Source organism: Blastococcus deserti (assembly GCF_042682525.1).
Lineage (GTDB): Bacteria > Actinomycetota > Actinomycetes > Mycobacteriales > Geodermatophilaceae > Blastococcus_B > Blastococcus_B deserti.
Genome location: NZ_JBHUHP010000001.1, coordinates 136,206 through 162,181, shown reverse-complemented (window position 1 = coordinate 162,181; position 25,976 = coordinate 136,206). Strand labels below are relative to the sequence as shown.

Sequence of the window (25,976 nt, the reverse complement as noted above, 5' to 3'; positions counted from 1 at the left end):
CGGCCGCCGGCAGCGCCTCGAGCACGCGGTCGAGCGCCTCGCCCGACAGGGCGGCGTTGACGAACCACGCCTCGAACGCCGACGGCGGCAGGTAGACGCCGCGAGCCAGCAGCGCGTGGAAGAACGCGGTGTAGCGGGCCACGTCCTGCGTCCTGGCGTCGTCGTAGTTCCGCACCTGGCGCTCGTCGGGGACGAAGAAGACGGAGAACATGCTGCCCGCCTGCTGCACGCGGTGCGGCACCCCGGCGGCGAACAGCGCGGCGCTGGCCGCACCGCGCAGGACGGCGGCGACCTCGTCGCAGTGGGCGTAGACCTCGTCGGTGCAGTTCCGCAGCGTCGCGAGCCCCGCGGCCACGGCCACCGGGTTCCCCGAGAGGGTGCCCGCCTGGTACACCGGGCCGACCGGGGCCAGGTGGTCCATGAGGTCGGCCCGGCCACCGAAGGCGGCGGCCGGCAGCCCGCCGCCCATGACCTTGCCGAAGGTGAACAGGTCGGCGTCGACCGGGTCGAGGCCGTACCAGCCGGAGCGGGAGACCCGGAACCCGGTCATCACCTCGTCGAGGACCAGCAGCGCGCCGTGGGCGGCGGTGATCCGGCGCAGCTCGGCGTTGAACCCGTCCAGCGGCGGGACCACGCCCATGTTGCCCGCCGCGGCCTCGCTGATGACGCAGGCGATCTGCTCCCCGCGCTCGGCGAACACCGCCTCCACGGCGGCGACGTCGTTGTACGGCAGGACGACGGTGTCGGCGGCGGCCCCGGTCGTGACGCCGGGGGTGTCGGGCAGGCCGAGGGTGGCGACGCCCGAGCCGGCCGAGGCGAGCAGCGCGTCGACGTGGCCGTGGTAGTTGCCGGCGAACTTCACAACCAGCGGCCGGCCGGTCGTCCCGCGGGCGAGCCGGACCGCCGAGAGGACCGCCTCGGTGCCGGAGTTGACCAGCCGCACCCGCTCCACCGGCGGCATCCGGTCGCGGATCTCCTCCGCCAGGTCGAGCTCGGCCTCGGTCGGGGCGCCGAAGGAGAGCCCGCGCCGCGCGGCAGCTGTGACGGCCTCGACCACGGCGGGATGGGCGTGCCCGAGGATGAGCGGCCCCCACGAGCACACCAGGTCGACGTAGCGCCGTCCGTCGGCGTCGGTGATCCAGGGACCGGACCCCTCCGCCATGAAGCGGGGCGTCCCCCCGACGGCGCGGAACGCGCGCACGGGGCTGTTCACCCCGCCCGGGATGATCGTCCGGCCTCGGGCGAAGAGCTCGGCCGAGACCGGGGCCTCGTAGGTGTAGGTGGAGCTGTCCAGCGAGGTCACGACCCCAGTGTCCCCTGTGCGGCGAGGAGCGCCGACCGCAGGGCGGCCGGGTCCCGCGTGGGCACGAGCACCGTCCGCCCGTCGGCCAGCCTCAGCGGCAACCCGGTGCGGCCCTTCGGCAGCGACCAGCCACCGCCAAGCACCGGGGCGCCGACGTCGGCGCCCGCGTCGACGGCCCGCAGGTGGTCGGCGTCGACGGCCGACAGCGGCACCCGCTCCCGACCGACCGCCAGCCCGTCGCCGTCGACGCGCACCGTCCAGATCCGCCGCGCCGACAGGCCGCCGGCCGCCACGATGCCCAGCACCACGACCAGCGCCGCCCACACCGGACCCGGCAGGTCCCTCCCGGGGAGCAGCAGCTCCAGCACGACGACGAGGAGCACCGCCGCCGCGACGATCCAGGACGCCCGCCAGCTCCCGCCGGGTTCGACGTACGGGGTCACGTCAGGCCCGCGCGAGCAGCCGGGCCGCCTCGACCGCCCAGTAGGTGAGCACCGTGCCGGCACCCGCGCGGCGGATGGCGGTGAGTGTCTCCAGGATGGCCCGCTCGCGGTCGACCCAGCCGTTCGCGGCGGCCGCTTCGACCATCGCGTACTCGCCGCTGACCTGGTAGGCGCTCACCGGCACGCGCACCGCCTCCGCGACCCGGGCCACGATGTCGAGGTAGGGCAGCGCCGGCTTGACCATGACGGCGTCGGCGCCCTCGGCGAGGTCCTGGGCCACCTCCCGCAACGCCTCGTCGGCGTTGGGCGGGTCCATCTGGTAGGTCGAGCGGTCGCCGAACTGCGGCGCCCCCTCGGCCGCCTCGCGGAACGGCCCGTAGAAGCCGGATGCGTACTTGGCGGCGTAGGCGAGGATCGGCGTCTCGGTGTACGCGGCGCCGTCCAGCGCACGGCGGATGGCCGCCACCTGCCCGTCCATCATCCCGCTGGGCGCGATGACGTGGGCGCCGGCCTGGGCCTGCGCGATCGCCACCGCCGCGTAGCGGTCCAGGGTCGGGTCGTTGTCCACGACGCCGGCCGGGGTCACGACGCCACAGTGCCCGTGGTCGGTGTACTCGCACAGGCACAGGTCGGCCATGAGCACCAGCTGGTCACCGAGGTCGGCCCGCAGCTGCTGCAGCGCGACGTTGACGATCCCGTCCGCGGCATCGGCCTGGGAGCCCACCGGGTCCTTCTCACCGGGGATGCCGAAGAGCATCAGGCCCCCGATGCCGGCGTCCGCGGCCTCGTGAGCGGCCTTCCGGAGCGAGTCCAGCGTGTGCTGGACGACGCCGGGCATCGAGCCGATCGGGACCGGGGCGTCGATGCCCTGCTTGACGAAGACCGGCAGCACGAAGTCCGCCGGCGCCAGCCGGGTCTGCGCGGTCAGCCGCCGCAGCGCGGGCGTCGACCGGAGCCGGCGCCCGCGCGCGAACCCTGGGTTTCCCCCACCCACCCCGCCGGCGTTCACTTCTCCGCCCCGTCCTCCGCGGCGGCGCGCAGGGACGCGGCGTACTCGGCCAGCGCGTCGACCAGGGGTCCGACCGCGGCGGTCTCCGGCTGCACGTCGACCCGCAGGCCGAACTCCTGCGCGCTGGCTGCGGTGGCCGGGCCGATCACCGCGACGACGGTCTTCGCGTGCGGCTTGCCGGCGATGCCGACCAGGTTGCGCACGGTGCTCGACGAGGTGAAGCAGACGGCGTCGAAGCCGCCACCCTTGATCGCCTCACGGACCGACGCGGCCGGCGGAGCGGCCCGGACGGTGCGGTAGGCGGTGACGTCGTCGATCTCCCAGCCGCGCTCCACCAGACCCGCGGCGAGGGTCTCGGTGGCGATGTCGGCGCGGGGCAGCAGCACCCGGTTGATCGGGTCGAAGACGTCGTCGTAGGGCGGGAAGTCGGCCAGCAGGCCCTGGCTGGACTGCTCGCCCGAGGGCACCAGCTCGGGCTGGATGCCGAAGGCGCGCACGGCCTCGGCGGTCTGCTCGCCCACGCAGGCGACCTTCACACCGGCGAACGCGCGGGCGTCGAGGCCCAGCTCGGCGAACTTCTCCCGGACGGCCTTCACGGCGTTCACCGAGGTGAACACGATCCAGCCGTATCGGCCGGTCACCAGACCCTTGATCGCCCGGTCCATCTGCGCCGGGCTGCGCGGCGGCTCGACGGCGATCGTCGGCACCTCGACCGGGACGGCGCCGTAGGCGCGCAACCGGTCGCTCATCTCGCCGGCCTGGTCCTTGGTGCGCGGCACGAGGACGCGCCAGCCGAACAGCGGCCGGCTCTCCCACCAGGACAGCCGGGCACGCTTGTCGACGGCGGTGCCGACGGTGGCCACGACAGGGCCGGTGAACGGGTCGAGGCCGGCGGTCTTCTCGGCCACGGCGACGAGCTTGGCGACGACGCTCTTCTGCGCCGTCCCGGACCCGCCGGTGGTCACGACGACCGGCGTGCTGCCCGCCAGCCCGCCCTCGACCAGGCGCGCCGCCGCGTCGGGCAGCTCCTCGGCGACGCCCTGGAGGACGAGGGTGCCGCCGGTGGACGCGGCCGCGCCGGCGAGCGCCGCGAGGTCGACGCCGCTGCGCAGGTCGGCGGTCACCATGGTGCCGCCCGTCGCGACGCCCGCGTAGGCCGGGACGGCGGTCGAGGTGGCGACGCCAGGGACGACGTCGAACGGCACCGAGGTGCGGCCCACGGCCAGCACCTCCTTGACCACCGGGTCGGAGGCGTAGGGGTCGCCGGCGACCAGCCGGACGACGACGGAGCCGTTCTTGGCGGCGGCGACGGCGGCCTTGGCCACCTCGGCCGGCTCACCGACGGCCGGGCTCAGCTCCGTGCCGGGGTGCGCCTCCCGGACGGCGTCCTGCACGGCGGGCGAGACGTCGGGGTCGACGAGGACGAGAGCCGCCCCGGCCAGCGCCGCGGTCGCCCGGGCGGTGAGCATGCCGGGGTCGCCCGGGCCTGCTCCGACGAAGACGACCCGGCCGGTCTGGCCTGCGGTCTTGCGGAAGCGCGTCATCGCGTGCTCCTGATCCTGGCCCGAGGGCCTGTTCTTACGGGGGTCTGGGGGTGGCGGCTCGTGCGGCGGCGGGTCATGACGACACCGCCATGAGCTCGGCCGCACCGCGGTCGAGGAGTTCGGTGGCCAGCGCGCGCCCGAGGACGGCGGCGTCCGGCAGGGGTCCGGTGATCGAGCCGCGGACGGTGTCGCTGCCGTCGATCGCGGTCACGGAGGCGCGGAGGAACAGCTCCGGGCCGCGCTCGCCCTCGGCCACCTCGGCGTAGGCGGCGACCGGGGCGCTGCAGCCGGCCTCGAGGGCCGCGAGGGTGGCCCGCTCGGCCACCACGCAGGCGCGGGCGGAGACATCCTCCAGGCGGCCGAGCAGCTCGCGGGTGCGCGCGTCGCTCGTGCGGCACTCCACGGCGAGCGCGCCCTGGGCCGGGGCGGGCAGCACCTGCAGGGGGTCGAGGAGCTCGGTGACCACGTCCAGCCGGCCGAGCCGGCTCAGGCCCGCGCGGGCGAGGACGACCGCGTCGAGGTCGCCGCCCTCCCCGGTGAGGCCGGCGACCCGCCCCATGCGGGTGTCGACGTTGCCACGGATCGGGACGACGTCGAGGCCGAGGCCGAGGGCCCGCAGCTGGGCGACCCGGCGGGGCGCGCCGGTGCCGACCCTGGCGCCCGGCGGCAGCTCGCCGAGGGTCAGCCCGTCGCGCGCCACGAGAGCGTCGCGCGGGTCCTCGCGCCGCGGGACCGCGGCGATGGTCAGCTGCGGCTCGGGCGCCGTCGGCAGGTCCTTGTAGCTGTGCACTGCCAGGTCGACCGCACCGGCCAGGAGCGCCTCGCGCAGCGCGGTCACGAAGACGCCCGTGCCGCCGAGCTGTGCGATGGCGGCCGCGGAGCGGTCCCCCTCGGTGACGATGGGCACCAGCTCCACGGGCGCCCCCGTCGCCGCGGTGATGGCGTCGGCGACGGCCTGGGACTGGGTGCGGGCCAGCCGGCTGCCCCGCGTGCCCAGCCGCAGGGTGGCCGTGACGGTGGAGGTGGTCACGACGCCTCCCCGGCCCGCAGCTCGGGGTCGGCGGAGACGGCCTCGGCGAGGGACGTGGTGCGCCCGTCGACCGTCGCGTCGATGCCCAGGCCGAAGAGAGCCCGGAGGGCGCCGGCGTAGTCGGTGTCACCGGGGCCCGCGGCCAGTTCCTTCACCCGCACGGTGGGCTCGTGCAGCAGCTTGTCGACCACCCGGCGGACGGTGCGGGCGATCTCGGCGCGGGCGCGGGCGTCCAGGTCGGGCAGCCGGCCGGCCAGCCGGAGCAGCTCGGCGTCGACCACCCCGGCGGCCTGGCTGCGCAGGGCCGAGACCGTGGGGGCGACCTCGGCGGCCTGCCGCTCCGCGCGCAGCAGCGCGGTCTCGGCCTCGACGAGCGCGTGGGCGGCGGCGATGTCGTCGGCGGCGACGGGACCCGCGGTGCGGCCCGGGGCCGAGGCGCGCTCGCCCTGCAGGATGGCCCCACCCTTTTCGCTCTGCAGCAGAGCCAGGTCGACCACGTGCACGCCCGGCAGGGCAGCCACACCCGGGTCGACGTCCCGGGGCAGCGCCAGGTCGACGACGACCAGCGGGCGCCCGGCGCGGCCGGCCATCGCCCCGGCGACGACGTCGGTACCGACGACCAGGCCGCTCGCGCCGGTGCAGGTCACCAGGACGTCGGCGGCGGCCAGCTCGGCCGGGAGGTCGGCGAGGTCGGCGGCGCGTCCGTCCACCGTTCCGGCCAGCCGGGCGGCGTGCGCCTCGGTGCGGCTGCTCACGACGACCCGGGCCTCGCGGCGGGCGAGCGTCGTGGCCGCCAGGGCGCCCATGGACCCGGCCCCGACGACCAGGACGTCGCGGCCGCCCAGGCTGCCGATGACGGCCTCGGCCCGGTCGAGGGCCACCGAGACCAGGGAGGCGCCGGCACGGTCGATGCCGGTCTCGGTGTGCACGCGCTTGCCGACCCGCAGGGCGCGCTGCGCGACCGGGTGCAGCGCGCGCCCGACGGTGCCCTCCTCGCGGGCGAGGGCGTAGGCGGCGCGCAGCTGTCCGAGCACCTGCGTCTCGCCGACCACCATGGACTCCAGGCCGGAGGCCACCGTGAACAGGTGCGCGACGGCCTGGTCCTCGTAGTGCACGGTGACGTACGGGGCCAGCTCCTCCACCGTGGCGCCGGCCTGGCGGGCCAGGACCCGGCTGACGTCGGTGACACCGCCGTGGAAGCGCTCGACCTCGGCGAAGACCTCGACGCGGTTGCAGGTCGCGAGCACGAGGGCCTCGGAGACGTGATCGCTGCCCACGAGCTCGTGCAGCGCCTTGACCTGGTCGTCGTGGCCCATCGCGAACTGCTCGAGCAGCGCGACGGGAGCGGTCTGGTGCGAGATCCCCACCGCGAGCAGGCTCATGCCGGCTCACCCACCAGTCGCTGCTGGCCCATGAACGCCAGCACCTGCAGCTCCACCGACAGGTCCACCTTGCGGACGTCGACCCCCGCCGGCGCGGCGAGGGTCACGGGCGCGAAGTTCAAGATGCTCCTCACCCCGGCCGCGGCCAGCCGGTCGCAGACCGACTGCGCCACGTCGGCCGGTGTCGTGATGACGCCGATCGAGGCCTGCGTCGCCGCGACGACCTCCTCGAGCTCGTCGACCGGGCGCACGGTGTGCCCGCCGATCCGCTGCCCCACCCGGCGCGGGTCGGCGTCGAACAGGCCGACGAACTCGAAGCCGCGTGAGCCGAAGCCGGCGTAGTCGGCCAGCGCCGACCCGAGGTTGCCGATGCCGACCAGCACGCACGCGCGCGACCGCTCGACGCCGAGCACCCGGGAGATGCGGTCCCGCAGCGTGCGGACCTCGTAACCCACACCCCGCACGCCGCAGGGGCCGAGGTGGGAGAGGTCCTTGCGCAACCCGGCGGGGTTGACCCCCGCGGCGGTGGCCAGCTCGACGGAGGAGACGGTGCTCCGGCCCCCGTCGGCCAGAGCGGTCAGCACCCGGAGGTAGACGGCCAGGCGGGCGACGGTGGCCTCCGGGATCGTCCGGGGCCGCGGCTGGATCACGGGCTCTCCACAGCGGTCGCGCCAGGTCACCCGGCGGAGGCCGGGCGACGGCTGCGACATCGACACAGACATGCGGGCGCGACTCGCCCGCAACCGCCACGGTAACCGCTTGTGAACGCAGGAACAAAGTCGCCGGACGCCCGCAGCGGCGCTGACCGGCCCGTACGGGTGTCGCTGTGGTGGACACCACCCTAACGACCGCCTCCGGATCCCGATCGAGGGGGTCCGGCCGGCCCGTCAGCCGAGCCCGAGGTCCCGCCGCAGCCGGACGACGTCGACGGTGAAGTAGGAGTGCTCGCGGCCGTCGAGGAGCACGACCGGCACCCGGTCGCCGTACTCGGCCCGCAGCTCCGGGTCGCCGTCGACGTCCACCGCCTCCGGGACGAGGCCCGCCTCGGCGCCGATCCGGGCCAGCGTCTCGGCGGCGGTCTCGCAGAGGTGACAGCCGGCGCGGGTGAGCAGCTGCAGTCGCGGGGACGGTTCAGCCACCGGCAGCCACCTCCACCTCATCGGCCGTCCCCTGCCCGGTGAGACCGAGCTCCCGGAGACGGGCCCGGCTGACCTTGCCGGTCAGGGAGTGCGGCAGGGACGGCAGGAAGTGCACCGACGTCGGCACCTTGTAGCGCGCCAGGGACTGCGCGGCGTGCGCCCGCAGGTCCTCGAACGTCACCTGCCGGCCCGGGCGCAGGACCACCACGGCGCGCACCGCCGCACCGGCACGCGGGTCCGGAACGCCGATGACGGCGCTCTCCGCGACCGCCGGGTGGGCGTCGAGGACGCGCTCCACCTCTGCCGGGTACACGTTGAACCCGCTGACCAGGATGAGGTCGCTGCGCCGGTCGACGAGGTGCAGGTCACCGTCGGCGTCGCGGTAGGCGAGGTCGCCGGTGCGGAGCCAGCCGTCGGCGTCGGGGCCGTCCGCGCCGTCGGGCCAGTAACCGGCGAACAGGTTCGGTCCCCGGATCCAGATCTCACCGGGCCCTTCGTGCGGCTCGTCCGGATCAGGTCGGTCGTCGCTGCCCGGCCCGGTGGTGGCGGTGTCGCGGAGCTCGAGCTCGACCCCTGGGATCGGGCCGCCGATGCAGTTGGGCTTGGCCCGGCCCGTGGCGAGGGTGCTGGCCACCACGGGAGCGGCCTCGGTCAGCCCGTAGCCCTCCCACACGGTGACCGCGGCGCGCTCCCGCATGGCGGTCCAGACGTCCTCCGGCAGCGGGGCGGCGCCGGAGGAGGCCATGCGCATCGCGGCGAAACCGCGCCGGAGGTCGGCGTCGGGGTGGGCGGGATCGTCCAGGTTCGTCGCGTCGGCCGCGGCGAGCCAGGCCTGGTACATCGGCGGCGCGCCGGGCACCGCCGTGACCTGCTGCTCGGCCATGAGCGCGAGGGAGGAACGGGGATCGAAGGTCTCCTGGAGGATCGCGCAGGCGCCCGTGGCGGCGACCAGCCCGAACCCGGAGTTCAGCCCGTACACGTGGAAGAGGGGCAGCACCAGCAGCACGCGGTCGTCCTCGCGCACCGGCGGCGGTGTCATCGCCAGGCACTGCTCCTGGTTGGCCCGCAGCGCGGCGGCGGTCAGGATCGCGCCGCGGGGACGGCCGGTGGTCCCGCTGGTGTAGGCAAGGAACGAAGGCGCCGCGGGGTCCACCGTCACCTCCGGTGGGACGCCGTCCGCCTCCGGAGGACCGGGGCACAGCGGCAGCCCGGCGAGCTCGGGTCGTCCGGCGTCGGCGACGAGGAGCGCGGCCCCGGAGTCGGTGAGGACGTACTCCAGCTCCGGGTCGGTGTAGGCGGTGTTGACCGGGACGACGACGAGCCCGGCCCGCAGGGCACCCAGGGCCGCGCGCAGCCAGTCCACGCCGTTGGGGAGCTGGATCGCCACCCGGTCGCCCGGGGTGAGGCCGCGGGCGGCGTACCCGGCCGCGGCCCGGTCCACGAGGGCGTCGAGCTCGGCCCAGGTCAGCCGCCGCTCACCGGCCACCACCGCCGGTGCCGTGGGTCGCCGCCGGGCCGCTGCGCGGACCAGCTCGGCCAGCGACGTGCCTGCCTCTGCCACTTCTCCTCCGTGGAGCTGCTGCGATCGGCCCACCGCCCAGCGCCACCTCCGGGTGCCTTCGGCGGCCCGGCGTGGACGGGGTGAAGCGATCTTGTCACCATGGGACAAGCCCTGCAGCATCGCGTGCCCGTTTTCCGCGGGTGCGTCGGGGAGAGCCGGTCCAGGTACGCGGGCCGACGAGGAGGCCGATCGCCCGCATGCCGCACCCGCTGGATGCCGGGCTGCCGCGCGGCGCGTCGCACCCCGGACCCTCGCCGACGCCCCGGCCCTCGCCCCACCCGAGACCCTCGCCCCACCCGCGCCCGACCCCCTTCCCCCGGGCGAGCGCCGAGGCCCTGCCCGCCCCACCAGAGGAGGAAGGAGCTCCCGAGGGGACCGCCGAGGACGTCACGCACCTCCCCGAGGAGGATCTGGCCGAGGTCACCCCGGCCCCCTCCAGCGTGGACGTCTGGGCCCTGGTCCGCGAGGCGCAGGACGGCGACGCCGAGGCGTTCGGCCGGCTCTACGACCACTACGTCACGATGGTCCACCGGTACGCGTACCACCGGGTCGGTGACCGGGCGACCGCCGAGGACGTGACGAGCGAGACCTTCGTCCGGGCCCTGCGCCGGATCGACTCGCTGTCGTTCCAGGGCCGTGACGTCGGCGCGTGGCTGGTGACCATCGCCCGCAACATCATCCGCGACCACGTGAAGAGCAGCCGGTACCGGCTCGAGGTCACCACCGCCGACATGCGGGACGCGGACCGGGCCACCGACGGTCCCGAGGACGCGGTGGTCCAGCACCTGACCAACCAGCAGCTGCTCGCCTGCGTCCAGCAGCTCGGCAGCGAACAGCAGGAGTGCATCGTGCTGCGTTTCCTGCACGGTCTCTCGGTGTCCGAGACCGCCGAGATAATGGGCAAGAAGGACGGCGCCATCAAGGCGCTGCAGCACCGGGCCGTGCGCCGGCTGGCCGGCCTGCTGCCGGAGGGGCTCCGATGACGGGAGAGCAGATCGTCGGGGCCGTAACCGAATACAGTCGCCCGTCGTTGGACCGGGTGCAGTGGGGGACGCCGACCGGTGGCTGTCCCGCAGGATCGACGTCCGGAGGCCCCAGGTGAGCGTGCACGACGGCTCGCGTGCTGCCCGTGAGGAGCTGGTCGTCGCACGGCTGCGGGAGCTCGCACCCCACCTCGACGGGGAGCCCGACCCCGCCTTCCGGGCGGCCACCCGCGCGCGGCTGGTCGCCATGGCCGCCGTGCGCTCCCCCGCCCCTGCCCCCGTGCCCCGCCTGCAGCGCCTCCTGGCCGCCCGCGCGCCCGACGCCGCACCCGCCCGGTGGCGCACCCGGCTCACCGCCGGGCTGGCCGGCGCGGCCCTGACCGTCACCGCGGCCGCCGCGCTGGTGGCGGTCGCCGACGGCGCCCGCCCCGGTGACGTCCTCTACGACCTCAAGCGCGGCACGGAGCAGACCCAGCTCGCCCTGGCCGGCGACGCCCGCGGCCGGACGCTGCTGGACTTCGCCAGCACCCGCCTCGACGAGCTGGAGGAGCTGGTCGGCGAGGGCGGCACCGCACTCCCGGCCGCGGCTCCCGCCGCCCCGGCCGACGCGGGGGTCGGCGCGGCCACGGCCGACCCCGCCCTGGTGCTGGAGACCATCGAGACGATGGACCAGCAGACCGTCGAGGGCGCGGTCTGGCTGACCGACCGCGCGGTGGAGACCTCCGACGGCCGGCCGCTGGACCACCTGGGCCGCTGGGCGGCCGGTCAGGCCGACGACCTGGCGGTGCTGCAGCCCCTCGTTCCCGACGCCGCCACCGAGGCCGTGGGTCGCTCCCTCGACCTGCTGGCCCGGATCGGGGCGCGCGCCGACGGCCTCGAGGCCGCACTGGACTGCCCGGCCGGACCCGCCGTCGGCGGGTCCGACGACCTCGGCCCGCTCCCCGTCGCCTGCACCGCCCCCGAGGCCACGCCCCCGGGCTCCGCGGGCGAGAGCTCGAGCGGCGGCACGGTCACGCCCGGCGGCTCTCCCGGGACCACCGGCCCCGCGACCCCGACCGCGCCGCCCGCCGCCGGCACGGCGCTGGGCGGATCGGGACCGACCGGAACCGGGTCCGGCGGCAGCGGCGGTGGGATCCTGCCGTCGCCCGGCGCCCCCACGCCCTCACCCGACGGCGGTCTCGTCCCCTCGCTCCCGCTGCCGACCGGGGTGACGAGGGGTGACGGCGGCGCCTCGGCCCCGCCGTCGTCACCGAGCCGCTCGGACGACGGGGGTCTGAAGGTCTGCCTGCCGCCGCTGATCGGCTGCTGACCCCGCGGAGTCCGGCCCGCCGGTCCCGCTAGGGTCCAGTCGTCGGGCCCCGAGCATGGTGGCGGATCGATCGCAGGGAGGTTCCTCGTGCCGCGAGTGCCGCTGCGCGGCCGCCGGTCGGCGCGCGCCGGGACGCAGACCGACGAGGAGACCAGAGCCCACGTCGCCGGAGCCGCCTCCGCCGCGGCCGCCGAGGTGGCCGCACCTCCGGCCGTCACGCCGGACCCGACGGCGGCGGCGTTCTTCGACGTCGACAACACGATGATGATGGGCGCGTCCCTCTTCTGGTTCGCCCGGGGCCTGGCCGCCCGCAAGTACTTCACGACCCGGGACCTGTCGCGCTTCGTCTGGCAGCAGGCCAAGTTCCGCATCGCCGGCAACGAGAGCGCCGACGACATGCACACCATCCGGGAGAACGCGCTGGCCTTCGTCGCCGGCCGGCCGGTCCAGGAGATCGTGCAGGCCAGCGAGGAGATCTACGACGAGCTCATGGCCGACCGCATCTGGGCGGGCACGCGTGCGCTGGCCCAGCAGCACCTCGACTCCGGGCAGCGGGTGTGGCTGGTCACGGCGACCCCGGTCGAGCTGGCCTCGATCATCGCTCACCGGCTGGGGCTCACCGGGGCGCTGGGAACGGTCGCCGAGGTCATCGACGGCAGGTACACCGGACGGCTGGTCGGGGAGCTCATGCACGGACCGGCGAAGGCGGAGGCGGTCCTCGCCCTGGCCGAGCGGGAGGGGCTGGACCTGAGCCGCTGCACCGCCTACAGCGACTCGGCCAACGACCTGCCGATGCTCTCCCTCACCGGCACCGCGGTCGCGGTGAACCCCGACACCGAGCTTCGGGCGGTCGCGCGGGCGCGCGGCTGGCAGATCCGCGACTTCCGCACGGGGCGGAAGGCGGCCAGGATCGGCGTCCCGACCGTGGGCGTGGCCGCTCTCTCCGGCGGCCTGGTCGGCGGCGCACTCGCCCTACGAAGGCGCAACAGATTTCCTTGGTGACGCACCGCGTGGCCCCCGTGCACGGTCACGCCGCGAGCGTGCGAGCGGTGGGAGGCGCGGGGGTCCTTCATCCGAACACCGACTTGCGCTGCAGGAGCAGCTGGTAGAGCGACTGCTGGATCGTCTCGCGCACCTGGTCGGTCAGGTTGAACACCAGCATGGGGTCCTCCGCCGCGCCGGGCCCGTAGGACGCCGTCTCGATCGGCTCGCCGAAGGCGATCAGCCACTTCGAGGGCAGCGGCACCAGACCGAGAGGGCCCAGGAGCGGGAACGTCGGCGTGATCGGCAGGTACGGGAGGCCGAGCAGCCGGGCGATGGTCTTCGCGTTGCCGATCATCGGGTAGATCTCCTCGGCGCCGACGATGGCGCACGGGACGATCGGCACGCCGGTGCGCAGAGCCGCTGTGACGAAACCTCCCCGGCCGAACCGCTGGAGGGTGTAACGCTCGCGGAACGGCTTGCCGATGCCCTTGAAGCCCTCGGGAAAGACACCGACCAGCTCGCCCGCGGTGAGGAGCCGCTCGGCGTCCTCGTTGCACGCGAGCGTCGTGCCCATCTTGCGGGACATCGTGCCGATGAACGGCAGCTCGAAGACCAGGTCGGCGCCCAGCAGGCGGAGCCGGCGCCGGGCCGGGTGGTCGTCGTGCAGGGCGACGGTGGTCATCAGCGCATCCGCCGGCAGAGTGCCGGAGTGGTTGGCGACGACCAGGGCACCGCCCTCGGTCGGCACGTTCTCCAGCCCCTGGCTCTCGACCCGGAACCACTTCTCGTACAGCGGCCGCAGGACCGGCAGCAGGAGGTGGTCGGTGAGATCGGGGTCGAAACCGAACTCGTCGGTCTCGTACTCGCCGGTCAGGCGGCGGCGGAGGAACTCCAGCCCGCCGGCCAGCTGGTCCTCCCAGCCGGGCGGGGACGACGGGGGGACGTAGGGCTCGTCGTCGTCGGGACGGAGCGGGATCACCCGGGCCTCAGGCATCGCGCACCGCCCGGAGGCCGGGTGCCGGCGGGGGCGGACGCAGCCGCTCACCGACCGCCGACGCGGTGTCCCCCGCGTGCTCGAGCACCGACCGGATGCGCGAGGTGACGGAGTTCACGAGCCGGGGGGAGACGACCGGCGGCACCGTGCGGGCATAGTCCGCCAGCGCGGCCGCCGTCGTGTACCGGGGGGTGTAGCCGAACTCCTCGCGCAGCACCGTGGTGTCGACCACCCGGCCGAAGTTGAGGAATCGCATCTGCTCCGGCGAGTAGTCGACGAAGCCGAACCGGCGCGAGAGCCGGCCGACCGACCCCAGGGCCGGCGAGGGCAACGGGAGCTCGATGCGCCCCAGCCGCCGGATGGTCTGGGACAGCAGGAGGGTGCCCTGACCCCCGACGTTCACGGTGCCCCTGAACGGCCCGGTCGCCGCGCGGGTGAGCACGGCCAGCGCGTCGTCCTCGTGCAGCAGCTGGACCCGGGCGTCGTAGCCCAGAGCGGTCGGCACCACCGGCATGCGGAAGAAGCCGGTCAGCAACGAGTCGATCCGCGGACCGATGAAGTTGGTGAACCGGAGCACCGCGACGTCGACGTCGGGCCGCCGGCGCGAGAACGCACGGACGTAGCTCTCGATGTCGAGGCTGTCCTTGGCGAAGCCCCCGGAGGGAACCGCTCGGGCCTGCATCGCCTCGGTGAAGACGGCTGGGTCGCGGGAGGAGGCTCCGTAGACCGCGCTGGTCGACTTCAGCACGAACCGGCGGACCGAGGGGGCCCGCTGGCAGGCGGCCAGCAGCTGCATGGTGCCGATGACGTTGAGTTCCTTCATCGGCACCCGGCCACCGGACCCGGCCGGGGTGGCGCTGATGTTCATGTGCACGACGGTGTCGACCGACGCCGCCGCGATGACCTTGCCGATCAGCGGGTTCCGGATGTCCGCCCGCACGAACTCGGTGCGCCCGAGCCTGCGCAGCATCTCCTGCGACGGCGGGACCGTGTCCACGCCGATGACCCGCCCGATCGAGGGGTCGGCCGCCAGCTCGGCCGCCAGCGCACCACCCAGCCACCGGCTCACACCGGTGACGAGGACGACCGCGGGCGGCACGAGCGTCAGCTCACTTCTTGTTGCGTCGCTGGACGCGCGTCTTCTTCAGCAGCTTGCGGTGCTTCTTCTTCGCCATCCGCTTGCGCCGCTTCTTGATGACCGAACCCACGTGTGCTCCCGACGTCGTCGCAAATGATCAGCTCGTACGCGACAGCGGATTCCCTCCCGTGTCGCCCGGCGACCGAGCGTACCCGAGCCACCCCGCGGCGACGCTGCCGCGGGCGACCGGGACGGGGAGGAAGGACCTCGCCCCTTGGCCCCGTCCGGAGGCTCACCCCGAGCTTGCGAGAGGTGAGAGGGACGGGGTCCTTTCTCAGGCGATGTCGGTGTAGGCGTCGCGGAGGTAGTCCTGCACGGCGCGCTCGGGCACGCGGAAGGAACGGCCGACGCGGACGGCGGAGAGCTCACCGGCGTGGACGAGGCGGTACACGGTCATCTTCGAGACACGCATCATCGCGGCGACCTCGGCGACGGTCAGGAAGGTGACCGAGGCGCGGGGGGCGGGGACGGCGGGGCGGCCGAGCGGCATGGCGGCCGGGTGCTGAGCCGGGACGGGCCGGGCCATCGTGGCGGCCATCGGGCGGCCGACCGGCCGGGGGCCGGGCACGCCCGGACGAGTCATCGCGGGGGCGGCAGCGCGCTGGGGCATGGTCATGTCTTCGTCTCCGGACCTAGCTCGTGTCGTGGCGCCGGCTTCCCCACCGGCAACTGAACACGCACGTGCTGCAACAGAGCGTAAGGGGACACGCGTGACTGGTGCGATGGTTGAATCGAACAGGCGGACCGGTCCGTCCTAGGCAGAACTACACCTATGCAACAGGTGTGCACTGTCGCTCGGCGCGTTTCGCGACACGGTCACGAACCGATGACGCAGAGCGCTGGCCTCCGGTCGACATGTGGTCTACCGTGCCCGTCCCGCCCCACGCGCCCGGGCGGTCCCACCCGGCCCCGTCAGCGCGCCACCGCGCGGGTCAGGACGTGCCCGTGCCCTTGGTCCGACCGAGCTCCACCGACCGGGCGTGCGCGGCCTCGATCGCCGCGATCAGCGCCGCGCGCACCCCGTGCCGCTCCAGTTCCCGCACCGCGGCGATCGTCGTCCCCCCGGGGCTGGTCACCGCCTCCCGGAGCTGGACCGGGTGCTCACCGGACTCGCGCATCATCACCGCGGAGCCCAGAGCCGTCTGCACGATGAGGTCGGCGGCCAGCGCGCGCGGCAGGCCGAGCAGGATGCCGGCGTCCACCATCGCCTCGACGAGGTAGAAGAAGTAGGCCGGACCGCTGCCCGACAGCGCGGTCACGGCGTCCTGCTGGTCCTCCGGCACGCGGCGCACCTGCCCGACGGCGGCCAGCAGCGCCTCCGCCTCGTCCAGGTGCTCCTCCCCGGCGTGCGCACCGGCCGAGAGCACGCTCATGCCCTCGTCGACCAGGGCCGGCGTGTTGGGCATGACCCGCACGACCGGCGTGCCCTCCGGCAGGGCGTCCTCGATGCGCCTCGTCGTGACGCCGGCGGCCACGGAGACCACCAGGTGGCCCTCGTCGACGACGTCCGCCAGCCGGTCCAGCAGCGTGCCGATGTCCTGGGGCTTGACCGCCAGGAGCAGCACCCGGGCACGGGCCGCGGCGTCGGCCAGGTCCACGGCGGGGACCCCGTACCGCTCCGCGAGCTGGGCGGCCCGCTCGGGGCTGCGTTCGCACACCAGGATCCCGTCCGGGCCGCCCCGGCGGACGAGGCCGGAGAGCAGCGCCTCGCCGATCTTCCCCCCGCCGATGATGGCCAGCCCCCGGCGACCCGTGGGAGTCACGAGCGGCCGCCCGGGGTGACGCTCACGGCCACGCGGACCGTGTCCCCCGCGGCGACCAGCCGCCGCTGCTCGTGGACGAGGACTCCGTAGGGCATGACCAGCTCCCAGCTGTCGGGCGGGCGGCCGTTCCAGGCCGCCCGCTCCCCGGCGATGGCGATCAGCCGCGCATCGGGCACCGCGATGCCCGGGTGACCCTCCGCGGCCATGAGGACGTTGAGGCAGCGCACGAACGCGAGATCCGTGGCGGCGTTCCGCCCGGGCCCGGCGAGCAGGCGCACGTGCCCGCCGGCGAGCGCGCGGCACCGGGCCTCGGCCCCCGGCTCCCCGGCGGCGACGGCGACACCGGCGCCCGGCAGCTCGGCGGCGTCGACGACGTCTCCGGGGCCGGCGAGGAGGACCCCGAGGCCGGCGTACGCGGCTTCGGTGGCGACCCGGCGGGCGTCGTCGGCGGGGAGCCGGTCCAGGGGGAGGGTCAGCTCGACGGCGGGGGCGAGGCCGGCCTCGTCGATCCGCCGGACGAGCTCGAGCAGCACGGACGCGGAGTCCTCCCCCGGCCCCGGCGCGTGCTCGAGCCCGACCCGGCAGCCGCCGTCGACCAGCGCGCGGGCCACGTGGACGGCGTCCGGGACGGCGACGGCGTGCCCGCGCAGCCGCCCCCGCAGCAGGCGGCGCAGCTCGGAGGCGGAGCGCAGGGGCACGTCCGAAACCGTAGTGCGCCCGTGTGTGCCCCGTCGGGGGCACGGGTAGCCGCCGCCCCATGGCGGGAGAACTGGACGGGATGAAGGTGGCCGTGCTGGCGACGGACGGGGTGGAGCAGGCGGAGCTGGACCGCCCTTGGCAAGCACTGGAGGACGCGGGCGCGGAGCCGGAACTGGTCTCGCTCCGGGGCGGCACGATCACCGCCTACCAGCACATCGACAAGGGGGACACCAAGAAGGTGGACGCCGTCGTGAGCACCGCCGACCCCGACGCCTACGCGGCGCTGGTCCTGCCCGGCGGTGTGATCAACGGCGACTTCCTGCGCGCCGACTCCGACGCCGTCGCCTTCGTGACGTCGTTCTTCGACGCCGGCAAGCCCGTGGCGGCGATCTGCCACGCGCCGTGGGTGCTGATCGAGGCGGGCGCGGTGAAGGGCCGCCGCATGACGTCGTGGCCGTCGCTGCAGACCGACCTGCGCAACGCCGGTGCCGACTGGGTCGACGAGGAGGTCGTCGTCGACGGCAATCTGGTCACCAGCCGCAATCCCGACGACCTCGACGCCTTCTGCGCCGCGATCGTCGAGGAGTTCGCCCGTGAGGACGACGAGGAGGAGACGGAGGACTGAGGCGCCGCCCCGTCAGGAGCCGGCGGCGAGCAGCCCGGCGGCCGGGGCGATCGTGAGGAGCGTCCCGGCGAACACGAGGACCGCCAGCAACCGGGCGCCGACGGGCTCGCGCCCCTGCCGCTGGCGCCACACGCCGACCCCCGTGACCAGTCCGGTCACCGCGAGCGGGGCGAGCAGGACGGCGACGTGCGGGAGGATCTCCCACAGCACGGTGGCCGCGAAGTAGACGCCCACGCCGGCGGCGAGGGCGATGACCAGTTCACCGGCGAAGCGCAGCCAGGCGAGCGCGCTCTCCCGCGGGGTGGCGTCGAGGTCGGCGGCGATCTGGTCGGGGCGGATCACCGGGATGGGCCCGGTGGAGGGATGGTCGGGCTCCCGCGGCGGCCGGGAGGCGGCCCGCTGCGGGATCGGCTGGGACGCGCGCCGGTCGAGGGTGGGAACCGGCGCGCTCGGCATCGCGGAGGAGGTGGGCACGCCGGGCTTGCGGTCCGGCCGCAGGCCGGGGATCGCGGCCGTCGACGGATCGGGCACGGCCCGCCGGGGCTGGCGCCGATCGGGCTGCCGGCGCCGCTCGACGCCCGGTGGCGGTGGGCTGTCGACGCCGAGGTCGCTGCGGCGCCGTCCGTGGCCGGTGCGCCCGGCGAGGCCGTCGGCGGCCCCCGCCTCGGCCCGCCGTTGGCGGATGCCGGTCTCCTCGGGGTCGTCCCAGGACCGCCGTCGCGCCGCGCGGTTGGCGGACTCGATGCCGGCCTCCCGGAGGATCTCGGCGAGCGAGCGTCCCCCCGTGTCCGGGTTCCAGTCCGGCTCGGCCATCACGCCCCTCCCAACGAGTCCAGCCTGCGCAGGATGACACCCTCCCGCAGCGCCCACGGACAGATCCTCACGCACCGTACGTCCAGCGCACGCATCGTGGCGGCAGCCACCACGGCACCGGCCGGAACCTGGTGCGCGCGGTCGGGTGAGACGCCCTGCAGCTCCCCCAGCGCCCCGGACTCGATCCGGGACACGAAGCCGACCAGTTGCTCCAGTGACTCCAGCCGCAGCTCTCGCGGGGCCCAGATGCCGGCCGAGTACGGCGCGGCACCGGTGAGCCGGGCCAGCGTGCGGAAGGTCTTGCTGGTCGCGGCCACCAGGTCGGGCGGGCCCACCTTGCCGAGCTTCTTCGCCGCAGGAGACAGCAGCTCGTCGGCGTGGCTGCGCAGCTTGCCGAGCGCGGCGAGGTCGGGCCGGCCCCCGGTGCGGGCCTCGGGCAGGAACCGGCGGGTCATCCGCCCGGCGCCCAGGGGCAGCGACAGCGCGACGTCCGGGTCCTCGTCCATGCCGGCGGCGATCTCCAGGGAGCCGCCACCGATGTCGAAGACCAGGAGCCGGCCCGCGCTCCACCCGAACCACCGGCGCACGGCCAGGAAGGTCAGCCGCGCCTCGTCCTCACCGGTGAGGACCCGCAGCTCGACGCCGGTCCGTCCGCGGATCCGGTCGAGCACCTCCAGGCCGTTGTGCGCCTCGCGGATGGCGGAGGTGACCAGCGCCATCAGCTCCTCGCAGCCCTGCTTCTCCGCCTGGTCGCACGCCTGCTGCACCGCCTTGAGGAGGGCCTTCTCCCCCGCCCTGGACAGCTGGCCGTCGTCGTCCACGTGCTCGGCGAGCCGCAGCAGCCAGCGGTCGTCGTGCATCGGTGTGGGGTGCGCGCCGCGGTGGGCGTCGACCACCAGGAGGTGCACGGTGTTCGAGCCGACGTCCAGGACCCCGAGTCGCATGGCCCCAGTCTGCCGAAGTGCCCGGACGTAGGCTGTCCGCGTGCCGGACGACCCGCTCGCGGAGGTCCCGCTCGACTTCGCGCGCGAGTGGATCGAGTTCCCCGACCCGGCCGATCCCGACCACGTCGTGCGGGCCGACGTCACCTGGCTCACCTCCGCGTGGACGTGCATCTTCGGCCGCGGGTGCGCCGGGGTCGTCGAGGGCCGTCCCGACGACGGCTGCTGCAGCCACGGGGCCTTCTTCACCGACGACGACGACCTGGCGCGCGTCACCGCCTCGGTGGCGGAGCTCACCGACGAGGACTGGCAGCTGGCCCCCGTGGGCCGGGGGTCGTGGACCGAGGAGGACAGCGCCGACGACAGCGGGCAGACCTCGCTGCGCACCCGCGTCGTCGACGGGGCGTGCGTCTTCCTGAACCGCCCCGGCTTCCCGGGCGGCCCCGGCTGCGCGCTGCACCGGATGGCAGCGCGGACCGGGGTGCACCCGCTGACCACCAAGCCCGACGTCTGCTGGCAGCTCCCGGTGCGCCGCTCGCAGGAGCACGTGGAGCGGCCCGACGGCACGCGGGTGCTGGTGTCCACGATCGGTGAGTTCGACCGGCGCGGCTGGGGCCCCGGCGGCGCGGACCTGCACTGGTGGTGCACGGGATCGCCGCTGGCGCACGTCTCGCCGGAACCCCTGGTCGAGAGATATGCGCCCGAGCTGATCGAGCTGCTCGGCGAGCCGGCCTTCGCCGAGCTACGCCGGCTGGCCGAACTGCGCCTCGACCAGGGCCTCGCGGCTCCCCATCCGGCCAGTCCGAGGCCGGTGCCTGTCGAGCTGCACCGGCGCCGTCCTGGCGGCTAGGCCGTTCGACGAGGCGGCGGCGCGGAAGGTCTGCCGGTAGGCGCGGGGCGACACCCCCCGCCGGCGGGCGAACTGCTCGCGCAGCCCGGCCGCGGTGCCGAAGCCGACCAGCCGGGCGACCTCCTCCACGGGCGCGTCGGTCTCCTCGAGCAGGGCCTCCGCGGCGGCCAGGCGCTGGCCGAGCAGCCAGGCGTGCGGCGTGGTGCCCGTCGTCGCCTTGAACCGCCGGGCGAAGCTGCGGGGGCTCATCAGCGCCCGGCGGGCCAGCATGTCCACGCTGATCTCCTCGGCGAGGTGGGCGGCCGCCCAGTCCAGGACGGCGCCCAGCAGGTCGTCCTCGCAGGCGGGCACCGGGGCGTCGATGAACTGAGCCTGCCCGCCGTCGCGGTGCGGAGGCACGACCATCTCGCGGGCCAGGGCGTTGGCCGCCGCCGCCCCCCACTCCCGCCGCACGAGGTGCAGCAGCGTGTCCACGCCGGCCGCCGTCCCCGCGCCGGTGATGGTCCGGCCGTTGTCGACGTAGAGCACCGACGGGTCGACGGTGACGGCCGGGAACCGGGCGGCGAGCTCGCCGGCGTACTTCCAGTGCGTGGTCACCCGCATGCCGTCGAGCAGGCCGGCCTCCGCGAGCACGAAGGCGCCCGTGCAGTGGCTGACGATGGTGGCGCCACGGGCGTGCGCGGCCCGGAGCGCGTCGAGCAGGGCCGGCGAGGGCACGCGGTCGAATACCTCCCATGCGGTGATCGAGACGATGTCGGACCGGGCCAGCCGCTCCAGGCCGTGCTCGACCGTGATCGGGATGCCCGTGTCGGTCCGCAGCACCCCCGGCGCCTCGGTGACCAGGGCGAAGTCGAACCGCGGCAGGCCCATGTGCCGGCGGTCGTAGCCGAAGACCTCCGCGCACACCCCCAGCCCGAAACTGCCGACGAGACCGTCGGCGACGACGACGCTGACGACGAGCGGAGGGGTGGTCTCGGTCACGCCGACATCATGGCAGAAAAGACGCGATAGCGGTCACTTCTGCCACTCGTATCGGCGGACGGACGCGCGCACGCTCTGAGCCATGTTGCTGATCACCTGCCCCGTCACCCGGACCGACGAGCTGGTCGCCGACCGGCGGATCCGATCGGTCACCAACCACGCGACGCACATCGCGATGCACGTGGAGTGCCCGGCCTGCGGGAGCGTGCACGTGTACCGGACCGGCCGGAAGCACATCGCCGCGACCGCTGCCGCCCAGGAGGCGCGCATCCCCGTGCACGCCTAGCATCGAACACATGAGCGAATCGAACGCGAACACCCAGCCGGCCGCGTCCCCCGAGAAGGACCCGGCCGACTGGGTGACCGGCGACGAGCCGGCCACCGGTGCCCAGAAGAGCTACCTCGAGACGCTGTCCCGCCAGGCCGACGAGGAGGTGCCCGAGGACCTCACGAAGGCCGAGGCGTCGAAGCTGATCGACGAGCTCAAGTGAACTGAGGCCTGGGCTCAGGCCTCGAGCTTGTAGCCGAGGCCCCGCACCGTGAGCAGGTACTTCGGGTTCGCGGGGTCCGGCTCGAGCTTCGCGCGCAACCGCTTGACGTGGACGTCGAGGGTCTTGGTGTCGCCGACGTAGTCCGAGCCCCAGACCCGGTCGATGAGCTGCCCGCGGGTGAGCACCCGGCCGGCGTTGCGCAGCAGGTACTCCAGCAGGTCGAACTCCTTGAGCGGCAGGGAGACCTGCTCCCCGTCGACGGCCACCACGTGCCGTTCCACGTCCATCCGCACCGGACCGGCCTCCAGCACGCCGTCTGCCGAGTGCGCCTCGGCGGCGTCGCCGCGGCGGCGCAGCACCGCACGGATGCGGGCCACCAGCTCCCGGGCCGAGTACGGCTTGGTCACGTAGTCGTCGGCGCCGAGCTCCAGCCCGACGACCTTGTCGATCTCGGTGTCCTTGGCCGTGAGCATGATGATCGGGACGTTGCTGCGGCTGCGCAGCGAGCGGCAGACCTCGGTGCCCGGCAGGCCGGGCAGCATGAGGTCGAGCAGGACGATGTCGGCTCCCGCCCGGTCGAACTCGGCCAGCGCCTCCGGACCGCTGGCCGCGACGACGGCGTCGTAGCCCTCGCGCCGGAGCATGTAGGAGAGCGCGTCGGAGAAGGACTCCTCGTCCTCCACCACCAGGACACGGGTCATCAGCGTTCCTTCGCAGCGTCGACGGCGACGGAGTCGCCGGGTTCGTCAGAGGTGGGGCCGTCGGTGATGGCCAGCGGGATGCGGAGGGTGAACGTCGAGCCGAGCCCCTCCTCGCTCCAGACGGACACCGAGCCCCCGTGGTTGCTCGCGACGTGCTTGACGATCGCCAGGCCCAGGCCCGTCCCGCCGGTGCTGCTGGCCCGCGACTGGTCCACCCGGTAGAAGCGCTCGAACACCCGGTGCCGGTCCTTGCGGGGGATGCCGACGCCGCTGTCGGTGACGGCGATCTCGGCGAAACCGGAACGCGCCCGGGCCGCGACCGCGATCCGGTTGCCGCCCTCGCTGTAGGCGACGGCGTTGGCCAGCAGGTTCGTGACCGCGGTGACCAGCTGGCTCTCCACCCCCCGCACGACGAGTCCGGCCTGGCCGCCGACCGCGATCTGCAGCTCCTTGGCCTTGGCCGCGGTGCGGGTCCGGTCCACCGCCTCGGCGATGACGTCGTCGACGTCGACGGGCACCAGCTCGGGCAGCGGCTCGCCGCCCTGCAGGCGGGAGAGGTCGATGAGCTCGCGCACCAGGCGACCCAGCCGGTCGGCCTCGTGCGCGATCCGGCCGGCGAAGCGCTGCACGGCCTCGGGATCGTCCGCGGCCTGCTGGATGGCCTCGGCGAGCAGGGCGAGCGCGCCCACCGGCGTCTTGAGCTCGTGCCCGACGTTGGCCACGAAGTCGCGGCGCACGTCCTCGGTGCGGCGGGTCTCCGTGACGTCCTGGAGAACCAGGGCGACGGGGCCCGGCAGCGGGGCCGTGCCGCTGTGCAGCCGCACCCCGTGCACGGCCATCAGCCGGGGCCCGGCGCCGGCGAGGTCCCCGGGCAGCCGGACGTCGGCCCGGCGGCTGCCGCCGTTCCGGACGGCCCGCACCAGGGACGACAGCTCCGGCACCAGCAGCCGGTCGCCCCGCACGATGCCGAGCGCACGAGCCGAGGGATTGGCCAGGAGCACGGCCTCGTCGACGTCGACGAGGACGACGGCGGGGTCCATGAGGTCCAGGAGCCGGCGGGCGAATGCCGACTCGGGCGGGCCCACGACGCCGGAATCGGCGTCGCGCGCCTCGAGGTCCCGGGGGAAACGGAGGATGACCGTGGCGGCGACGACCCCGCCCAGGACGAGGCCGACCACCAGGGCGACCAGTGGACTCACGCCCGCATGCTAGGTCCGTTCCGGACGCGGGCGGCCGGTTCGACGTGATCTGCCGCCCGCACGGGTCAGTGTTCATCTGGGCGTGGCGGGGCGTTCACCCGGGAACGGGAGAACGGGGACGGAGCCGCCCTAGGCTCGAGTCGACGTCGATGGGGAGGCACAGTGCGGGAGAGCTACTTCGAGGAACTCGAGGCCATCCGGGGATGCCTCGTGGACATGGCGAACACGGTGGGCTCGCAGATGAGCACCGCCACGACGGCCCTCCTCGACGCCGACGTCGCCCTGGCCGATCTGGTCATCGCCGGTGACGAGCAGATCGACGCGACCCGCGAGAGCATCGACCAGCGGTGCTTCACGCTGCTGGCGCGGCAGCAGCCGGTGGCGACCGACCTGCGCACGATCGTGACCGCCACGCGGATCGCCAGCGACCTCGAGCGCATGGGGGACCTCGCCGAGCACATCGCCAAGGTCGCGCGGATGCGCTTCCCCGAGCACGCCGTGCCGCAGGAGGTGCGCCCCGTGTTCCTGGAGGCCGGGCACGTGGCCGAGATGCTCGTGGCCAAGGCCGGGCACGTCATCGCGACCCGGGACGTCGAGGCGGCCCGGGAGCTGGAGACCGACGACGACGCCATGGACCGGTTGCACCGGGGGCTGTTCCGCCAGCTGCTCTCCGACGACTGGCCGCACGGCGTCGAGACGGCCATCGACATCACCCTGCTCGGCCGCTACTACGAGCGCTTCGGCGACCACGCCGTCGGCGTGGCCCGGCGGGTCGTCTACCTGGTGACCGGCGAACGGCACGCTCGCGAGACCTCGCAGTGACCTCGTCGCCCTCCGGGCGGCACCGCCGACCGCGAGCCGTCCCAGCGAGCTGAGCCCGGCCGGCCGCCGAGCGGGAACCCTGCGGGCCGCGCTCGGCGGGACGGTCGCTGCAGCTACTTCTTGCCCTGGTTCTTGACGGCCTCGATGGCAGCGGCCGCGGCCTCCGGGTCGAGGTACTCGCCGCCGGGCTTCACCGGGCGGAAGTCCTCGTCGAGGTCGTAGCGCAGCGGCACCCCGGTCGGGATGTTCAGCCCGACCACCTCGTCGTCCCCCATGCCGTCCAGGTGCTTGACCAGCGCGCGCAGGCTGTTGCCGTGCGCGGCGACGAGCACGGTCTGGCCCAGGCGCAGGTCAGGCACGATCGCGTCGTACCAGTAGGGCAGCATCCGGACGACGACGTCGGCCAGGCACTCGGTCGCCGGGCGGGCCTCCGGCGGCAGGGCCGCGTAACGCGGATCTGCGTCCTGCGAGTACTCGCTGCCCGGGTCGATGGGCGGCGGAGGGGTGTCGTAGGAGCGGCGCCAGATCATGAACTGCTCCTCGCCGTACTCGGCGAGGGTCGCGGCCTTGTCCTTGCCCTGGAGGGCGCCGTAGTGGCGCTCGTTGAGCCGCCAGGAGCGCTTCACGGGGATCCACTGCCGGTCGGCCTCCGCCAAGGCGAGCTCGGCGGTCATGATCGCCCGCTTCAGCAGCGAGGTGTGGGAGACGTCGGGGAGCAGCCCGTGCTCGGCCAGCAGCTGCCCACCGCGGGCGGCCTCCACCCGCCCCTTCTCCGAGAGCGGGACGTCGACCCACCCGGTGAAGAGGTTGGCCTTGTTCCACTCGCTCTCGCCGTGGCGGAGGAGCACCAGGGTTCCGGGGTTCGTCACGCGGATCATCCTGCCCGACCGCGCTCAGGACGCGAGTCGGGGCCAGACCAGCCAGAGCTCGAAGAGCAGCGGGGGCAGGAGCCCGAGCAGCAGCCAGGGGCTGCGCACCCGGCGGGCGGCGCCCCACCGGACGGCGGCCACGAGGGCCACGCTGCAGGCGAGCCCGACCGCGAGCCACAGCACGACCGCGCCGACGTCGACGGTGAGCAGCTGGGCGAACAGCAGCTGGACGGCGCAGACGACGAGCGGATACGCCAGCGCCGAGGCGGCCACCACCCCCATGAGCGCCCGCCCGCGGCGCTCCGGCGCGGCCTTGCTGTCGACCATCGCCGCCACGCTATCCGCGACCCGGCGCGCGTGCCCCCCTGGCGTGCGCGCCGGTGGGCGGGTCGGGCGGTGGGCG

30 protein-coding genes are annotated in these 25,976 nt (G+C 74.7%); 8 read left to right on the top strand and 22 right to left on the bottom strand.

The window, feature by feature from the left end; translation table 11 throughout:
• The 9 genes from hemL to ACFSHS_RS00770 all read right to left on the bottom strand — a co-directional run.
• The coding region (gene hemL / locus ACFSHS_RS00810; protein ID WP_376870591.1) for a glutamate-1-semialdehyde 2,1-aminomutase at positions 1–1,303 on the bottom strand (1,303 nt) is incomplete at its 3' end.
• Complete coding sequence (locus ACFSHS_RS00805; RefSeq protein WP_376870589.1) at positions 1,300–1,746, bottom strand: hypothetical protein; 447 nt, start codon at positions 1,744–1,746, stop codon at positions 1,300–1,302. The genes hemL and ACFSHS_RS00805, both read right to left, overlap by 4 nt.
• Position 1,747: 1 nt before the next feature.
• Positions 1,748–2,755: a porphobilinogen synthase gene (hemB, locus tag ACFSHS_RS00800; RefSeq protein ID WP_376870586.1), complete on the bottom strand. Its 1,008-nt coding sequence runs from the start codon at positions 2,753–2,755 to the stop codon at positions 1,748–1,750.
• Entirely contained in the window at positions 2,752–4,299 is a 1,548-nt protein-coding gene (locus ACFSHS_RS00795) for a uroporphyrinogen-III synthase (protein WP_376870584.1), read from the bottom strand. The genes hemB and ACFSHS_RS00795 overlap by 4 nt, the downstream gene beginning before the upstream one ends.
• Positions 4,300–4,372: 73 nt before the next feature.
• Entirely contained in the window at positions 4,373–5,329 is a 957-nt protein-coding gene (hemC, locus tag ACFSHS_RS00790; protein WP_376870581.1) for a hydroxymethylbilane synthase, read from the bottom strand.
• Positions 5,326–6,711 (bottom strand): glutamyl-tRNA reductase, encoded by a 1,386-nt coding sequence (locus ACFSHS_RS00785; protein WP_376870578.1) that lies wholly within the window; start codon positions 6,709–6,711, stop codon positions 5,326–5,328. The genes hemC and ACFSHS_RS00785 overlap by 4 nt, the downstream gene beginning before the upstream one ends.
• Positions 6,708–7,361 (bottom strand): redox-sensing transcriptional repressor Rex, encoded by a 654-nt coding sequence (locus ACFSHS_RS00780; protein WP_376870576.1) that lies wholly within the window; start codon positions 7,359–7,361, stop codon positions 6,708–6,710. The genes ACFSHS_RS00785 and ACFSHS_RS00780 overlap by 4 nt, the downstream gene beginning before the upstream one ends.
• 237 nt (positions 7,362–7,598) lie before the next feature.
• Positions 7,599–7,850 carry a glutaredoxin family protein gene (locus tag ACFSHS_RS00775; protein WP_376870574.1) on the bottom strand — a complete coding sequence of 84 codons (252 nt, stop codon included), beginning with the start codon at positions 7,848–7,850 and terminating at the stop codon, positions 7,599–7,601.
• Complete coding sequence (locus ACFSHS_RS00770) at positions 7,843–9,411, bottom strand: AMP-binding protein (protein ID WP_376870571.1); 1,569 nt, start codon at positions 9,409–9,411, stop codon at positions 7,843–7,845. The genes ACFSHS_RS00775 and ACFSHS_RS00770 overlap by 8 nt, the downstream gene beginning before the upstream one ends.
• Before the next feature lie 197 nt (positions 9,412–9,608).
• Here ACFSHS_RS00770 and ACFSHS_RS00765 point away from each other — a divergent pair, with 197 nt between their 5' ends.
• From ACFSHS_RS00765 to ACFSHS_RS00755, 3 genes are all read left to right on the top strand, one after another.
• Entirely contained in the window at positions 9,609–10,394 is a 786-nt protein-coding gene (locus tag ACFSHS_RS00765; RefSeq protein ID WP_376870569.1) for a sigma-70 family RNA polymerase sigma factor, read from the top strand.
• Between the two features lie 115 nt (positions 10,395–10,509).
• Positions 10,510–11,703, top strand: coding sequence for a DUF5667 domain-containing protein (locus ACFSHS_RS00760; protein ID WP_376870566.1), 1,194 nt, complete (start codon positions 10,510–10,512; stop codon positions 11,701–11,703).
• A gap of 87 nt (positions 11,704–11,790) precedes the next feature.
• Complete coding sequence (locus tag ACFSHS_RS00755; protein WP_376870564.1) at positions 11,791–12,705, top strand: HAD family hydrolase; 915 nt, start codon at positions 11,791–11,793, stop codon at positions 12,703–12,705.
• 67 nt (positions 12,706–12,772) lie between these two features.
• Here ACFSHS_RS00755 and ACFSHS_RS00750 read toward each other — a convergent pair whose 3' ends face one another.
• The 6 genes from ACFSHS_RS00750 to ACFSHS_RS00725 all read right to left on the bottom strand — a co-directional run bounded on the left by ACFSHS_RS00750 (position 12,773) and on the right by ACFSHS_RS00725 (position 17,280).
• Positions 12,773–13,681 carry a lysophospholipid acyltransferase family protein gene (locus ACFSHS_RS00750; RefSeq protein ID WP_376870562.1) on the bottom strand — a complete coding sequence of 303 codons (909 nt, stop codon included), beginning with the start codon at positions 13,679–13,681 and terminating at the stop codon, positions 12,773–12,775.
• Positions 13,674–14,780 carry an NAD-dependent epimerase/dehydratase family protein gene (locus ACFSHS_RS00745; protein ID WP_376870559.1) on the bottom strand — a complete coding sequence of 369 codons (1,107 nt, stop codon included), beginning with the start codon at positions 14,778–14,780 and terminating at the stop codon, positions 13,674–13,676. The genes ACFSHS_RS00750 and ACFSHS_RS00745 overlap by 8 nt, the downstream gene beginning before the upstream one ends.
• A 10-nt stretch (positions 14,781–14,790) precedes the next feature.
• Positions 14,791–14,889 carry a 30S ribosomal protein bS22 gene (locus tag ACFSHS_RS00740; RefSeq protein WP_012854759.1) on the bottom strand — a complete coding sequence of 33 codons (99 nt, stop codon included), beginning with the start codon at positions 14,887–14,889 and terminating at the stop codon, positions 14,791–14,793.
• 204 nt (positions 14,890–15,093) lie between these two features.
• Positions 15,094–15,435: a helix-turn-helix domain-containing protein gene (locus tag ACFSHS_RS22555; RefSeq protein WP_458199646.1), complete on the bottom strand. Its 342-nt coding sequence runs from the start codon at positions 15,433–15,435 to the stop codon at positions 15,094–15,096.
• 316 nt (positions 15,436–15,751) lie between these two features.
• The gene (gene proC, locus ACFSHS_RS00730; protein ID WP_376870553.1) at positions 15,752–16,582 is read right to left on the bottom strand and encodes a pyrroline-5-carboxylate reductase; all 831 of its coding nucleotides are present in this window, start codon (positions 16,580–16,582) and stop codon (positions 15,752–15,754) included.
• A complete protein-coding gene (locus tag ACFSHS_RS00725) occupies positions 16,579–17,280 on the bottom strand; it encodes a hypothetical protein (RefSeq protein ID WP_376870551.1) in 702 nt (233 codons plus the stop codon). The genes proC and ACFSHS_RS00725 overlap by 4 nt, the downstream gene beginning before the upstream one ends.
• A 59-nt stretch (positions 17,281–17,339) precedes the next feature.
• On the opposite strand from ACFSHS_RS00725, the gene ACFSHS_RS00720 reads away from it, so the two are divergent.
• The gene (locus ACFSHS_RS00720; RefSeq protein WP_376870549.1) at positions 17,340–17,906 is read left to right on the top strand and encodes a type 1 glutamine amidotransferase domain-containing protein; all 567 of its coding nucleotides are present in this window, start codon (positions 17,340–17,342) and stop codon (positions 17,904–17,906) included.
• 12 nt (positions 17,907–17,918) lie between these two features.
• Here ACFSHS_RS00720 and ACFSHS_RS00715 read toward each other — a convergent pair whose 3' ends face one another.
• Positions 17,919–18,719 carry a hypothetical protein gene (locus ACFSHS_RS00715; RefSeq protein ID WP_376870547.1) on the bottom strand — a complete coding sequence of 267 codons (801 nt, stop codon included), beginning with the start codon at positions 18,717–18,719 and terminating at the stop codon, positions 17,919–17,921.
• Positions 18,719–19,663, bottom strand: a complete 945-nt coding sequence (locus ACFSHS_RS00710) for a Ppx/GppA family phosphatase (RefSeq protein WP_376870544.1) — start codon at positions 19,661–19,663, stop codon at positions 18,719–18,721. The genes ACFSHS_RS00715 and ACFSHS_RS00710 overlap by 1 nt, the downstream gene beginning before the upstream one ends.
• Positions 19,664–19,703: 40 nt before the next feature.
• Between ACFSHS_RS00710 and ACFSHS_RS00705 the strand changes: the two genes are divergently transcribed.
• Complete coding sequence (locus ACFSHS_RS00705; protein WP_376870542.1) at positions 19,704–20,510, top strand: DUF3109 family protein; 807 nt, start codon at positions 19,704–19,706, stop codon at positions 20,508–20,510.
• On the opposite strand, the gene ACFSHS_RS00700 is transcribed toward ACFSHS_RS00705, so the two are convergent.
• On the bottom strand, positions 20,403–21,491 hold the full coding sequence (locus ACFSHS_RS00700) for a helix-turn-helix domain-containing protein (RefSeq protein WP_376870540.1): 1,089 nt from the start codon (positions 21,489–21,491) through the stop codon (positions 20,403–20,405). The genes ACFSHS_RS00705 and ACFSHS_RS00700 overlap by 108 nt on opposite strands.
• Positions 21,492–21,573: 82 nt before the next feature.
• On the opposite strand from ACFSHS_RS00700, the gene ACFSHS_RS00695 reads away from it, so the two are divergent.
• A complete protein-coding gene (locus tag ACFSHS_RS00695) occupies positions 21,574–21,777 on the top strand; it encodes a hypothetical protein (RefSeq protein WP_376870538.1) in 204 nt (67 codons plus the stop codon).
• 10 nt (positions 21,778–21,787) lie between these two features.
• The gene (locus ACFSHS_RS00690) at positions 21,788–21,982 is read left to right on the top strand and encodes a DUF3072 domain-containing protein (RefSeq protein WP_376870536.1); all 195 of its coding nucleotides are present in this window, start codon (positions 21,788–21,790) and stop codon (positions 21,980–21,982) included.
• A gap of 14 nt (positions 21,983–21,996) precedes the next feature.
• Here the strand turns inward: ACFSHS_RS00690 and ACFSHS_RS00685 are convergent, their stop codons facing one another.
• Positions 21,997–22,683 carry a winged helix-turn-helix domain-containing protein gene (locus ACFSHS_RS00685; RefSeq protein WP_376870534.1) on the bottom strand — a complete coding sequence of 229 codons (687 nt, stop codon included), beginning with the start codon at positions 22,681–22,683 and terminating at the stop codon, positions 21,997–21,999.
• Positions 22,683–23,882, bottom strand: coding sequence for a sensor histidine kinase (locus ACFSHS_RS00680; RefSeq protein ID WP_376870532.1), 1,200 nt, complete (start codon positions 23,880–23,882; stop codon positions 22,683–22,685). Before ACFSHS_RS00680 ends, ACFSHS_RS00685 begins: the two co-directional genes overlap by 1 nt.
• A gap of 162 nt (positions 23,883–24,044) precedes the next feature.
• On the opposite strand from ACFSHS_RS00680, the gene phoU reads away from it, so the two are divergent.
• A complete protein-coding gene (phoU, locus tag ACFSHS_RS00675) occupies positions 24,045–24,704 on the top strand; it encodes a phosphate signaling complex protein PhoU (RefSeq protein WP_376870530.1) in 660 nt (219 codons plus the stop codon).
• A 113-nt stretch (positions 24,705–24,817) separates the two neighbouring features.
• Here phoU and ACFSHS_RS00670 read toward each other — a convergent pair whose 3' ends face one another.
• Positions 24,818–25,573, bottom strand: a complete 756-nt coding sequence (locus ACFSHS_RS00670) for a phosphoglyceromutase (protein WP_376870528.1) — start codon at positions 25,571–25,573, stop codon at positions 24,818–24,820.
• Between the two features lie 24 nt (positions 25,574–25,597).
• The gene (locus tag ACFSHS_RS00665) at positions 25,598–25,900 is read right to left on the bottom strand and encodes a hypothetical protein (RefSeq protein WP_376870525.1); all 303 of its coding nucleotides are present in this window, start codon (positions 25,898–25,900) and stop codon (positions 25,598–25,600) included.
• Positions 25,901–25,976: the final 76 nt, after the last annotated feature.

What these genes read in the sequence shown, in the direction of transcription:
- ACFSHS_RS00795 (WP_376870584.1), bottom strand. Translation starts at nt 4,299, where the DNA reads ATGACGCGCTTCCGCAAGACCGCAGGCCAGACCGGCCGGGTCGTCTTC.
- ACFSHS_RS00785 (WP_376870578.1), bottom strand. Translation starts at nt 6,711, where the DNA reads ATGAGCCTGCTCGCGGTGGGGATCTCGCACCAGACCGCTCCCGTCGCG.
- ACFSHS_RS00765 (WP_376870569.1), top strand. Translation starts at nt 9,609, where the DNA reads ATGCCGCACCCGCTGGATGCCGGGCTGCCGCGCGGCGCGTCGCACCCC.
- ACFSHS_RS00750 (WP_376870562.1), bottom strand. Translation starts at nt 13,681, where the DNA reads ATGCCTGAGGCCCGGGTGATCCCGCTCCGTCCCGACGACGACGAGCCC.
- ACFSHS_RS22555 (WP_458199646.1), bottom strand. Translation starts at nt 15,435, where the DNA reads ATGACCATGCCCCAGCGCGCTGCCGCCCCCGCGATGACTCGTCCGGGC.
- ACFSHS_RS00720 (WP_376870549.1), top strand. Translation starts at nt 17,340, where the DNA reads ATGGCGGGAGAACTGGACGGGATGAAGGTGGCCGTGCTGGCGACGGAC.
- ACFSHS_RS00715 (WP_376870547.1), bottom strand. Translation starts at nt 18,719, where the DNA reads ATGGCCGAGCCGGACTGGAACCCGGACACGGGGGGACGCTCGCTCGCC.
- ACFSHS_RS00710 (WP_376870544.1), bottom strand. Translation starts at nt 19,663, where the DNA reads ATGCGACTCGGGGTCCTGGACGTCGGCTCGAACACCGTGCACCTCCTG.
- ACFSHS_RS00695 (WP_376870538.1), top strand. Translation starts at nt 21,574, where the DNA reads ATGTTGCTGATCACCTGCCCCGTCACCCGGACCGACGAGCTGGTCGCC.
- ACFSHS_RS00690 (WP_376870536.1), top strand. Translation starts at nt 21,788, where the DNA reads ATGAGCGAATCGAACGCGAACACCCAGCCGGCCGCGTCCCCCGAGAAG.
- ACFSHS_RS00685 (WP_376870534.1), bottom strand. Translation starts at nt 22,683, where the DNA reads ATGACCCGTGTCCTGGTGGTGGAGGACGAGGAGTCCTTCTCCGACGCG.
- ACFSHS_RS00665 (WP_376870525.1), bottom strand. Translation starts at nt 25,900, where the DNA reads ATGGTCGACAGCAAGGCCGCGCCGGAGCGCCGCGGGCGGGCGCTCATG.